The organism is Maribacter vaceletii (assembly GCF_003634105.1).
In the GTDB taxonomy this organism is placed as follows: Bacteria; Bacteroidota; Bacteroidia; order Flavobacteriales; family Flavobacteriaceae; genus Maribacter_B; species Maribacter_B vaceletii.
In genome coordinates this window covers 261409-274257 of sequence record NZ_RBIQ01000010.1, presented here as the reverse complement: position 1 = coordinate 274257, position 12849 = coordinate 261409, and the positions used below count along the sequence as shown (strand labels likewise).

Below are 12849 nucleotides of genomic sequence, written 5' to 3'. Positions count from 1 at the left end.
TTTGTATCTAACGAGGATGCGGGGCAGTATGTGTTAACTACAATTGATGGTTGTATTACGGTAATAAACCTAAATGTATCTGGTAATTGTGACCCAGGAGATACTCCTATATCCGCAGAATGGCGTATTGGAGGTTCTGGAAACCCTTATGAATCGGAAAGTGAAGGAGTAAATGCTTCTATAACTGCGGATAATGGACAAGAGGTACGTTTAAGTATTCTACCAAATGGACTTGGTTATAAGGTTATTACACCAAATGGAGGAATAATAGAAAATCTTACAGGGGATTATATAATTACAAATGTCACAAATGACAATACAGGGCTTTATTTACTAGAATCTGACCAAGGGTGTTCTGTTGCTATAGATGTAACTATTAATCAAGTGGTATGCGATGCAACTACTCTTAGAGCAGAATGGTCTTTAGACGGTGGTAACACCTACAATGAAGCACCTGATAACCTTCCTGTAACAATAGAAGCTAATACTGGTGATAACGTAATTCTAAGTATGATCCCTAATGGTATTACTTTCACTGTATCCCTTAACGGAGTAGAAGTTTATTCAGGAGTAGGGGATTACATATTAGGGAATATTGGTTTTTCGGATTCTGGTGTTTATGTAATAACCTCATCAGAGGGTTGTTCTACTTCAATAGATTTGGATGTGATTGGCGAATTGGAGCCTTGTTTACCAGAGCGTTCTATTCCAGAATATAGAATAAATGGGAATTGGCAAAGTGGGTCAACAGAGTTGAGTTTAGAGTTAGGTACATCGTTAATGTTGAGTATGTTGCCAAACAATATAGATGTTTCGATTACATTACCTAATGGGGATGTAGTTGGGGATGATTATAGTTTAGGGAATATTGGTTTTTCGGATTCTGGTGTTTATGTAATAACCTCATCAGAGGGTTGTTCTACTTCAATAGATTTGGATGTGATTGGCGAATTGGAGCCTTGTTTACCAGAGCGTTCTATTCCAGAATATAGAATAAATGGGAATTGGCAAAGTGGGTCAACAGAGTTGAGTTTAGAGTTAGGTACATCGTTAATGTTGAGTATGTTGCCAAACAATATAGATGTTTCGATTACATTACCTAATGGGGATGTAGTTGGGGATGATTATAGTTTAGGGAATATTGGTTTTTCGGATTCTGGTGTTTATGTAATAACCTCATCAGAGGGTTGTTCTACTTCAATAGATTTGGAGATATTTGATTCTGTGTCGCTGAAGTTTAATAGTAAGGAAAAGACATCGGTAAATAATAATGAAGTCTTAATTTATCCTAATCCAACAGCTTCTATAATAAATATAGATTTATCAAGTAAATTAAATGAGGCTTTAGATGTGAGAGTTATAAACTCATCGGGACAAGTAGCTTATTTTGTTAACTATAATAAAGATCATAAAGCAATAGAGAAATTAAATTTAGGTACTCTTTCAGATGGTGTATATCTTATAATAATAGAAGGTATTAATTATAAAATTTCTAAATCAGTAATTTTAAAAAAGTAAAAAATAAAGAATTTAATGTATAGCTTAACCCTTTCTAGTATACTAGAAAGGGTTTTATTTTTTATCTAATTGGCATGACAATTGTCTTTATAGTATTGAAAGAATGAGATGTGAGTTGTAAAGCTAATAAAAACAAGACTTTACAAATTAATTTAATAATAAGATAAAAAAGGTTTTTGTTATATTAATGACAAAATGACCGAATTAAAAATATGGGAGATTCTAAATTTTCAAATTTTGACAATATGTCTTTACATAGTATAGATGAGGATTCTGAGTTAATACCGTTATTAACACCAGAGGATGAAGAAAAAATGAATAGTGAAGGTTTGCCAGAAACGTTACCAATATTACCGTTACGAAATACTGTATTGTTTCCTGGAGTTGTTATTCCAATAACAGCAAGTAGAGATAAATCTATACAATTAATAAAAGAAGCTAATAATGGGGCTAAAGTAATAGGTGTTGTATCTCAGAAAAATGAAGAAACAGAAGATCCTGATGTAGATGATATAAATACATTAGGGACTGTAGCTAGAATTTTAAGAGTTTTAAAAATGCCTGATGGTAACACTACTGTTATTATTCAGGGTAAAAAAAGGTTCGAGATTGCAGAAGTGCTTACAAAAGAACCTTATTTTACAGCTACTGTTAGAGAAACGGAAGAAGAGAGAGGTGACCAAAATACAGAAGAATTCTTAGCTATTATTGAGTCTATTAAAGATTTGGCGCTTAAAATTATTAGAGATAACCCTAATATTCCAAGTGAAGCTTCTTTTGCTATTAAAAATATTCAGAGTAACTCATTCTTAATTAATTTTGTGTCTTCTAATCTTAACTTAGAACTAAAAGCAAAACAAGATTTATTAGAGATAGGCAATTTAAAGGAGCGTGCTTTAGCTACTTTAAAATACATGAATGTAGAGCTTCAAAAGTTGGAATTAAAAAATGATATTCAATCTAAGGTTCGTAACGATTTAGATAAGCAACAGAGAGAGTATTTTCTACATCAACAAATGAAAACCATTCAAGAAGAATTGGGAGGAGTTTCTTATGATGAAGAAATCCAGGTAATGCGAGAAAAAGCTGAAAAGAAGAAATGGAATAAAAAAGTAGGGGAGCATTTTGATAAAGAGTTGGCTAAAATGCAACGTATGAATCCGCAAGTTGCGGAATATTCTATTCAAAGAAATTATCTAGATTTATTTTTAGATTTGCCTTGGGAAGAATTTTCTAAAGATAAATTCGATTTAAAAAGAGCGCAAAAAATATTAGACCGTGATCATTACGGTTTAGAAGATGTTAAGAAAAGGATTATTGAATATTTGGCTGTTTTAAAGTTAAGAAATGATATGAAATCCCCTATTCTTTGTCTTTATGGTCCTCCAGGTGTTGGTAAAACATCTTTAGGAAAGTCTGTGGCAGAGGCCTTAGGTAGAGAATATGTTAGAATTTCATTAGGAGGATTACGTGATGAAGCGGAAATAAGAGGGCATAGAAAAACCTATATAGGGGCAATGCCTGGTAGAATTATTCAGAGTTTAAAAAAAGCCGGAACTTCTAATCCAGTGTTTATTTTAGATGAGATAGATAAATTATCAAACAGTCATCAAGGGGATCCATCTTCAGCTATGTTAGAGGTCTTAGATCCTGAGCAAAATAGCGAGTTTTATGATAATTTTTTAGAAATGGGCTATGATTTCTCTAAAGTAATGTTCATTGCCACAGCAAATAATATAGGTTCTATTCAACCTGCATTAAGAGACAGAATGGAAATTATTAATGTTACTGGTTATACTATAGAAGAAAAGGTAGAAATAGCTAAAAAACATTTGCTGCCAAAGCAATTAAAAGAACATGGTTTGTCCGATAAGCATTTAAAAATTGGAAAACCACAGTTAGAAAAAATTGTAGAAGGGTATACTCGTGAATCTGGAGTGCGTTCTTTAGAAAAACAAGTAGCAAAAATGGTTCGTTATGCAGCAAAATCAATTGCCACAGAAGAGGAGTATAATATTAAAATTAACAATGATGATGTAGAAGAGGTTTTAGGTGTGCCAAGACTAGAAAGGGATAAGTACGAAAATAATGATGTTGCTGGAGTAGTTACAGGTTTAGCATGGACTAGTGTTGGGGGTGATATTTTATTCATAGAATCTATTTTATCTAAAGGAAAAGGAGCGCTTAATATTACAGGTAACCTAGGTAAGGTTATGAAAGAGTCTGCAACAATTGCTATGGAATATATTAAATCTAATGCGGATGTTTTTGGAATAGAAGCTGATGTGTTCGATAAGTATAATGTACATATTCACGTACCAGAAGGGGCTACTCCTAAAGATGGTCCAAGTGCAGGTATTACAATGTTAACTTCCTTAGTTTCTTTGTTTACACAACGTAAGGTTAAAAAGAGTCTTGCAATGACAGGAGAAATAACTTTAAGAGGAAAAGTTTTGCCCGTAGGAGGTATAAAAGAGAAGATACTTGCTGCAAAAAGAGCACGTATTAAAGAAATAATTTTATGTGAATCTAACAAAAAAGATATTCTTGAGATTAAAGAAAGTTATTTAAAAGGATTAACTTTCCATTATGTTATAGATATGTATGAGGTTGTGGAATTAGCGTTAACTAAAACAAAAGTAAAGAATGCTAAAAAATTGTAATGTTACCGATGTAAAATATATGTAATGACAAAAATTACCATAGCAATAGATGGGTATTCATCTACCGGGAAAAGTACCATTGCTAAGCAATTAGCTAAAGCATTGGAGTATGTGTATGTAGATACAGGTGCCATGTACAGAGCGGTTACTTTGTATGCTATGCGTAGGGGTTTTGTTGATGGTTCTAAAAATGATATTTCTTTACTTTCTGGTAGTTTGTCTGAGATTAAATTACGTTTTGAGTATAATGAAGTTTTGGGTTATTCTGAAATGTATTTAAATGATGAAAACGTAGAAAAGGACATCCGAACTCTTGAGGTATCTAAAAATGTAAGTAGAGTAGCAGAGCTGCAAGAAGTAAGAGAAAAGCTTGTTCATATGCAACAAGAAATGGGGAAATCCAAAGGAATTGTTATGGACGGTAGAGATATTGGTACTGTAGTTTTTCCGGATGCTGAGCTAAAGGTTTTTATGACGGCTTCTGCAGATAAAAGAGCTTACAGGCGTTACAAAGAATTGTTAGATAAAGGGGAGAAGGTTACTTATGAAGATGTTTTAAAAAATGTAGAAAGTAGAGATTATATAGATTCTCATAGAGAGTTTTCACCATTACGACAAGCAGAGGATGCGATACCTTTTGATAATAGCGATATGGGACTGGAAGAGCAATTTGAGCGAATGTATAATTTTGCTTTAAGAATAATTAATAAAGATGAAAAGGGTGCTAATTAGCACCCTTTTTTAGTTTTGTGTAATACTCTTAATTAGTATTAAAACTCCATATTTGCCCTATAGACTGACCACCTTTGTTATCTTTAGAAACAATTTTCCAATAATAAGTTGTGGAAGTAGTTAAGGTAACATCTAAAGATTTTTCGCTTTGATTTTCACTAATTAGGGTTGTTGGAGGATTTGTAGTGTCAAAATACACATCATATACAAGAGGATCGTTATCTACATCACTAGCATCCCATTGTAATTTTGTAGCCATTCCAGTAACATTTCCGTCGATTTCAGGAGCAATTATTTTTGGAGAAAAAGGGACGTGATTTGTTTCTCCAATACCTTCTGTGTAAAATTGATATGTTGTTGAATAATCACCACTTAAATTTTTGCTATCCATTGCTTTTACACGCCAGTAATAAGCAGTTTCTTTTTCTAAAGTTACATTTTTGGTAGTTCCAGAAACTTCAAATGATTCCTCTGTAGTGGTAAATAGATTGTTTTTAGAAATTTCAAGTAAATAAGAAATACTATCACCGTCTGGGTCAGAAGCAGCGCTCCATTCAAAATCCAAAACATTTGTAGTACATAGCAGATTATCTGTGGGGAAAGTTAAAGTTTCAACTTTTGAAGGTGCTTGGTTTTCTGTAGGTGGTGGAGTAGGTTCATCACCGCCACCACTTTTTGAACATGAAATTAATAAAACTCCTGTTATGATTAATATGTTTATTTTTTTCATCTTTTAGTTCTTTATTATTTTAACATTAGTAGGTTTTTTACTTTTAATCTTTGCAAAATAAATTCCATCAGGATTGTTCTCAATATTTAGGTCAACAGTTCCAGACTCTATAGGGTATAATTTGGAGGAAATTAATTGAGAATTCATATCATATAATTCAATAATAACCTTTCCTTCATGAACTGGTAATGAAAGTTGAAAATTACCTTGAGTTGGGTTTGGGTAAGCAACTACATTTCCTTGTAAGTCTATAGGTTCAATAATTGTTCCTTCACATGTAACATCCGATTTAACTTCAACCGTATCACCATGTTTTACATCAACCGAAAAAGATTTTTCAGATGTTTTAAAAATAACTTTGTCATTAACAGAAACTCTAAAAGGAGCTGTACCTTTTTCAATATTTACAGAAAGTTTATTCTGTGTAAGTAATGATATACCTTGAATTTCATCAGCTTCTTTTATTTCTACACTAAAACATTGACTTTCGGTATCACCGTTTATAGAAATACAGAAATCATAAGTGCCTGGTTCAATGTTTTCTAATGTAGTTTCTGTTGTAAAATTGGTATTAGTACCGTTAAAAGCAACAACATAATCTTCCGGGTAATTTGCTACAATATTAACTTTACCATTATTTTGGTTTGGACATGTTTCAGTTGTTGTTGCAATAGTAAATTGAGTGTTCAGTACAGACCAAGGGATGCCTTCTCCTGTATCTTCTATAGCATTTATCCCTGCTGTCCATCTTGTGCCACCTAACTCGTAAGCACCTATATCTGGAGAATTTCCTTTAAAAGGTTTATTAAAACCAGTAATTATTGGTGCCATATCTACTAATGCACTACCTATAGCGGGCATAAAATTTTGGTTGTCCGCATCTTCAAATGGAGAGTCTGCAAAAATTGGGCTATCCTTAATTTCAAAATCCGTAGCCGTTTTTGTAAACCATTCTCCAGTATTTGCGTAATTATTATAAATTTTGTTGTCTAATTGAGGCCCGTTTATATCCCAAGAATCCATAGCACGTTCAGCATTCCAAATGGTATTATGGTAAAAATCGAGATTTGTATTATTCCAATTTACTTGGTAGCCACTCCATGATACATTCCATACAACGTTATGATGAACAGTAAAACCTTTACTATCGTTATCTAGATATATACCTGCGGCTTTTGCTGGGCTATTTGGGTTGTGTGAATAAGAAGGAGCCGTAGCATCATGGAACCAGTTGTGATGAATCTCACTATTTCTTAAATTATCATTTCCTACAGTGTAAAATACACCTGAATCACTATTGATTTTTTGAGAAGCAGACACATCATTATAGGCTATTTCATTTCCAGTTCCTGCAACATACATTCCATCTCTACCTGTAGTAAAGATGGTGTTTTTTAAAATTTTCATGTTATCACCACTAGATCTTATTGGAGAAGCATGTATACCTACATAATCTAAATTACTAATGGTATTTTCCTCAATAATGCAGTCGTCTGCAGCCCAACCTGCTACTAAAATACCATTAGTTGAACTGTGATTTATGGTGCAACCTTTTATAATGGTGTTATCTCCTAGAACCTCTATAGCAGATTCTCCAACTTGAGCGGAGGCATTAGTAAGAGAATCATGTCCTTCACTACCGTGTATAACTTTGCAGTTGATTATTTGATTGTTATCAGCATTATTGTGAATTTTTATAGCACCACCAAAAATTTCTAGCCCTTCAAGTTTTATGTAGTCTCCATTTAATTCGATAGCATATTTACGAGTTGCATATTGCACACTGCCATCAGTAGGAATATTACCATTAGCCGTTTGAAGGTATAATACCTTGTCTACATTATCATAGTACCATTCTCTTGCGCTATCTAAAGCTTCTAGTTTATTGAATAAAAATAATTGTCCATGTGGATTTGCTATATTACCTTCAGTCCATTGTGGGTTGTGATTAGAAAATGGCCATTTGTTTATATCAACACCCGCATGTTCAATCCTATTGGTAGAGCTTGCTGTTATAGGTCTAGTCCAACTAGTTCCAGAATGAGTTGCTAGGTAATAAACCATCCCTCCTGTCCAATCTATATTTGGGATGTTATCAGCAAGAAAATGCGCACCGTCACCTCCAGTAACAGGTTGGCAGTCTATAGTCCATCTGTTATTATCTGTATTATTAGGCCATCTAGCCAAATCCATATAGTCGTTGTTGTGATATACAGCTCTAAATCTACTTTCGATAGCCATATCAACATCGGCTTTGTAGATGTTTCCATTATGTATTTCCCATCCATCAACTGTAGAGGTAGCTTTAATTTCAACAGTTTCCCCATCTGCGGCTTTAAAGGTTAAGGGGTTGCCTGGTGTTCCGTTTTTATTCATAGATAGTTGTTCTTCATACACTCCTCCTTTAATAATGCAAATATCTCCAGCAGACATTTCCGAGATAGCTTTGCTAAATGTTTTATAAGGTGTGCTTTCAGATCCATTATTGTTGTCATCGCCATCAGTTGCAACATAAATAGTTTGGGCAAGAATTATAGAATGCGTAAAAAAAATAAATAAGAATGTAAAAAGTAATTTATTCATCATAAGTAGTTTTCTACAAATTAAATATGAATAAGGTGTTTGTGAAGATTTTCATGATCTTATTTATGATTCATATGGTCAGTAGATAAATTTTTAGTTTTTATTTAATTTTTTAATGAGAACTATATGTAAACAAAAAGGACGCTAAGTAGCGTCCTTTTTTATAAGTAATTTACTTTTTTTACAAGTTTGGAATAACTAATTCCTGGTCTGGGTGTATAACATCTGGGTTTTTTAAAATACTAGTGTTAGCAGCAAAAATTTCTTTGTATTTCATTGCATCACCATAATAGTGCTTTGCAATTTTACTTAAAGACTCACCACCTTTAACAGTATGTCTGTGGTATACAGAACTGTCAGTAACTGTAATATTAGCTTTAATGTCGCTAGCACTTTCACCACCTAATTCTTTTATTTTATCCCATAATAAGTTTTTCTCGTATGGAGTATTAGCTTCACCTTTTATCTTTAAGACACCACCTTCTTCAGATACATCTCCATTTTTTATTCCTAATTGCTCACCTAGATTTAATACTCCTTGGTATTTTGCTTTAACGCTCATAATAATTTTTTAAAACGGTTAATATTTATAGCTCAATATACTAATAAATAGCACAATTAATCCTAAAAAAAAGCTTAATTCTAAATTAAATATTTCACAGGTGCTAAAAAGGTTGGTAAAATGATAAATAAAGACTATTTTTGCACACCTTTTTTACAAAGAATCAAGAGGAAAAGGAATTAAATAAAAACAAACATAACAACTTCTGTGATAATTGTTTAGCTCTTGTAAAATTACAGAATACAAATTTAAATCTTCAAATGGCTGAAGAAAATACAAATGTTCCTGCAGAAGAAACTGTAGAAACACAAGAAACAAAGGTGGTAGCACCTGTACAAGATCCTAAGGAATTTTTAGAAAATTTTAACTGGGAAAAGTACGAACAAGGAATTGAAAAAGTGGAAGACTCTAAATTAGAAGAGTTTGAAAAGCTTGTATCTGAAAACTTCGTTGATACTGCAGATGAAGAAGTTGTAGAAGGAACAGTAGTTTACCTTACGGATCGTGAAGCAATTATTGACATTAATGCTAAATCTGAAGGAGTTATTTCTTTAAATGAGTTTCGATACAATCCAGATTTAAAAGTAGGAGACAAGGTTGAAGTATTAATCGACATCCGTGAAGACAAAAGTGGTCAGTTAGTTCTTTCTCATAGAAAGGCAAGAACAATCATGGCTTGGGATAGAGTTAATGCTGCACATGATAAAGAAGAAATCGTTAGTGGTTTTGTTAAGTGTAGAACTAAAGGTGGTATGATTGTAGATGTTTTCGGAATCGAAGCATTCTTACCAGGTTCTCAGATAGATGTGAAGCCAATTCGCGATTACGATCAGTATGTAAATAAAACAATGGAATTCAAGGTTGTAAAAATAAACCACGAATTTAAAAACGTTGTTGTTTCTCATAAAGCACTTATTGAGGCTGATATTGAAGAACAGAAAAAAGAAATCATTGGTCAATTAGAAAAAGGACAGGTATTAGAAGGTGTTGTTAAAAACATTACTTCTTACGGTGTGTTTATTGATCTTGGTGGTGTTGATGGTTTAGTACATATTACAGATCTTTCTTGGAGTAGAATTAATCATCCAAATGAGGTTGTTGAGTTAGATCAGAAATTAAACGTTGTAATTTTAGACTTTGATGAAAACAAATCTAGAATACAATTAGGTCTTAAGCAATTAGAGAAGCATCCTTGGGAAGCTTTATCTGATGAAATTAAGATTGGTGATAAAGTAAAAGGTAAAGTAGTTGTAATCGCTGATTACGGTGCATTTATCGAAGTTGTTGAAGGTGTTGAAGGATTAATTCACGTTTCAGAAATGTCATGGTCTACGCACTTACGTTCTGCACAAGATTTCGTAAAAGTAGGAGATGAGGTTGAAGCTGTTGTTTTAACTCTAGATAGAGATGATCGTAAAATGTCTCTTGGTATTAAGCAATTAACGCCAGACCCTTGGACAGATATTACTTCTAAGTACCCAGTAGGTTCTAAGCACAGTGGTATTGTAAGAAACTTTACAAACTTTGGTGTTTTTGTTGAGCTAGAAGAAGGTATTGATGGTCTTATTTATATTTCTGATTTATCTTGGACTAAGAAAATTAAGCACCCATCAGAATTTGTTTCTGTAGGGGATAAATTAGAAGTTGAAGTATTAGAATTAGATGTTGAAGGTCGTAAATTAAGTTTAGGACACAAACAAACTACTGCTAATCCTTGGGATAAATATGAAGCTGAGTTTGCTTTAGATACTGTACATACAGCAACTATTGCAGATGTAGTAGATAAAGGAGCTACAATTGAATTCAACGAAGATATTGTTGCTTTTGTACCGCAACGTCATTTAGAGAAAGAAGATGGTAAAAAATTAGGCAAAGGAGACGAAGCTCAATTTAAAATCATTGAATTCAATAAAGACTTTAAGCGTGTAGTTGCAAGTCATACTGCAATCTTTAGAGAAGAAGAAAAACGTAATGTAAAAGCTGCTGTTAAGAGACAAGCTGCTGCTGCAGATGAAGCTAAGCCTACTTTAGGAGATGCTAATGAAGCGTTACAAGCGTTAAAAGATAAAATGGAAGGTAAAGCGTAATGCAACATTCTTAATAATCTTATTCTACTAAGTAGAATCAAAAAGCCCAAACTCATGTTTGGGCTTTTTTGTTTTTAAATTTTAGGAATGCATTCGTGCATTTTCTTTTTCTTTAATGATAATTCCCTATTTTTGTATTTCAAAAAGTGTATAGAACCTAATGCATGAGTAAAAAAGTTCTACTTTCCTCAAAAGAAATAAACATCATCCTACATCGATTAGCTTGTCAGCTTCTCGAAAGTCACTTAGATTTTAAAAATACTGTTCTAATAGGAATTCAGCCTAGAGGAAAATTCTTGGCAGATAGGCTAACTAAAATACTTAGGGAAGAGTATGGGGTTAAGGAGATAGAATTAGGTTATCTAGATATTACTTTTTATAGAGATGATTTTAGAAGAGGAGATAAAACTCTAGAAGCTACAAAAACCAAAATAGACTTTTTAGTAGAAGATAAGAAAGTAGTTTTAATAGATGATGTTTTATACACAGGTAGAAGCATAAGAGCTGCGTTAACAGCAATACAAAGTTTTGGTAGACCTTCCGAAGTAGAGTTACTAACTTTAATAGATCGCAGATTTAGTAGGCATTTGCCAATACAACCTAATTATAGAGGAAGGCAGGTAGATGCTATAAATGATGAAAAAGTGCAGGTAATGTGGGAGGAGAATGATGGTAAAGATGTTATATATTTAATAAATAAATAAGAAATGAGCGAACTAAGTGTAAACCACTTACTGGGAATAAAATATCTAAAAGAACAAGATATACAACTCATTTTTGAAACTGCTGATCATTTTAAAGAAGTAATAAATAGGTCTATTAAAAAAGTACCTTCTTTAAGAGATATAAATATTGCGAATATCTTTTTTGAGAACAGTACAAGAACAAAACTTTCTTTTGAGTTAGCAGAGAAAAGACTCTCTGCAGATGTAATTAATTTTTCTGCAGGACAATCTTCCGTTAAAAAAGGAGAAACTTTAATAGATACGGTGAATAACATATTATCTATGAAAGTAGATATGGTTGTTATGCGTCATCCAAATCCTGGTGCAGGGATATTCTTGTCTAGACATGTAAAAGCTGCTATAATAAACGCAGGAGACGGGGCACATGAGCACCCAACACAAGCCTTATTGGATAGCTTTTCTATTAGAGAAAAATTTGGAGATGTTGCAGGAAAAAATGTGGTTATCGTTGGCGATATTTTGCACTCTAGAGTAGCGTTATCTAATATTTTTGCACTAAAATTGCTTGGAGCTAATGTTAAAGTTTGTGGGCCTAAAACATTAATACCAAAATATATAGAGTCTTTAGGAGTAGAGGTAGAGACTAATTTAAGAAAAGCTTTAAATTGGTGCGATGTTGCTAATATGTTGCGTATTCAGAATGAGAGGTTAGATATTAGTTATTTCCCAACTACAAGAGAGTATACACAACAATATGGAGTAAATAAGGCATTATTAAATAGTTTAGATAAAGAAATAGTAATTATGCACCCAGGCCCAATAAATAGGGGGGTAGAAATAACTAGTGATGTAGCAGATTCTAAACAATCTATAATCTTAAATCAAGTAGAAAATGGAGTAGCCATTCGTATGGCTGTAATTTACTTATTAGCAGCAAAAATTAAATAATCATGATTTTTACTAAAGAAGGAAATACTACTATTGTTTTTCAGGAAAATATAACTTTAAATGTGTTTTTGGATAATTTAAATAAAGAATATTCTAAAATAAATAAGGATAATATTATTGTAAATCTTTTTTCTTTTGATGCAATTACTGCAAATGATGTATTAGAATTTTTGCATTTATCAAATAATCATAGAGCTTTAAAAAAATCTTTTGTATTAGTTACTAATAAAGTATCTTATGACGACGTTCCAGAAGAGCTTTGCGTAGTTCCTACCATACAGGAAGCAAAAGATATTATAGAAATGGAAGAAATAGAAAGAGATCTTGATTTTTAATTAAT

The 12849-nt window shown here is 32.6% G+C and carries 10 protein-coding genes; 7 read left to right on the top strand and 3 right to left on the bottom strand.

Going from position 1 to position 12849, the window contains the following annotated elements:
- The 3 genes from CLV91_RS14145 to cmk form a co-directional block, all read left to right on the top strand.
- Positions 1 to 1518 (top strand): T9SS type A sorting domain-containing protein (locus CLV91_RS14145; RefSeq protein WP_147406426.1); only part of this gene is annotated, 1518 nt, incomplete at its 5' end.
- 212 nt (positions 1519 to 1730) lie between these two features.
- Positions 1731 to 4181, top strand: coding sequence for an endopeptidase La (gene lon, locus CLV91_RS14140; RefSeq protein ID WP_121068867.1), 2451 nt, complete (start codon positions 1731 to 1733; stop codon positions 4179 to 4181).
- 24 nt (positions 4182 to 4205) lie between these two features.
- Positions 4206 to 4913, top strand: a complete 708-nt coding sequence (cmk, locus tag CLV91_RS14135) for a (d)CMP kinase (protein ID WP_121068866.1) — start codon at positions 4206 to 4208, stop codon at positions 4911 to 4913.
- Positions 4914 to 4941: 28 nt separating this feature from the next.
- On the opposite strand, the gene CLV91_RS14130 is transcribed toward cmk, so the two are convergent.
- The 3 genes from CLV91_RS14130 to CLV91_RS14120 form a co-directional block, all read right to left on the bottom strand.
- Positions 4942 to 5643, bottom strand: a complete 702-nt coding sequence (locus CLV91_RS14130) for a fibronectin type III domain-containing protein (RefSeq protein WP_121068865.1) — start codon at positions 5641 to 5643, stop codon at positions 4942 to 4944.
- A 3-nt stretch (positions 5644 to 5646) separates the two neighbouring features.
- The gene (locus CLV91_RS14125) at positions 5647 to 8226 is read right to left on the bottom strand and encodes a T9SS type A sorting domain-containing protein (protein WP_170146763.1); all 2580 of its coding nucleotides are present in this window, start codon (positions 8224 to 8226) and stop codon (positions 5647 to 5649) included.
- Positions 8227 to 8407: 181 nt separating this feature from the next.
- Positions 8408 to 8788: a LysM peptidoglycan-binding domain-containing protein gene (locus CLV91_RS14120; RefSeq protein WP_121068863.1), complete on the bottom strand. Its 381-nt coding sequence runs from the start codon at positions 8786 to 8788 to the stop codon at positions 8408 to 8410.
- 260 nt (positions 8789 to 9048) lie between these two features.
- Between CLV91_RS14120 and rpsA the strand changes: the two genes are divergently transcribed.
- The 4 genes from rpsA to CLV91_RS14100 all read left to right on the top strand — a co-directional run bounded on the left by rpsA (position 9049) and on the right by CLV91_RS14100 (position 12844).
- Positions 9049 to 10875, top strand: coding sequence for a 30S ribosomal protein S1 (gene rpsA, locus CLV91_RS14115; RefSeq protein ID WP_121068862.1), 1827 nt, complete (start codon positions 9049 to 9051; stop codon positions 10873 to 10875).
- 164 nt (positions 10876 to 11039) lie between these two features.
- Positions 11040 to 11579, top strand: coding sequence for a bifunctional pyr operon transcriptional regulator/uracil phosphoribosyltransferase PyrR (gene pyrR / locus CLV91_RS14110; RefSeq protein ID WP_121068861.1), 540 nt, complete (start codon positions 11040 to 11042; stop codon positions 11577 to 11579).
- Positions 11580 to 11582: 3 nt separating this feature from the next.
- Positions 11583 to 12509 carry an aspartate carbamoyltransferase catalytic subunit gene (locus CLV91_RS14105; protein ID WP_121068860.1) on the top strand — a complete coding sequence of 309 codons (927 nt, stop codon included), beginning with the start codon at positions 11583 to 11585 and terminating at the stop codon, positions 12507 to 12509.
- A gap of 2 nt (positions 12510 to 12511) precedes the next feature.
- Positions 12512 to 12844: a ribonuclease Z gene (locus CLV91_RS14100; RefSeq protein ID WP_121068859.1), complete on the top strand. Its 333-nt coding sequence runs from the start codon at positions 12512 to 12514 to the stop codon at positions 12842 to 12844.
- Positions 12845 to 12849: the final 5 nt, after the last annotated feature.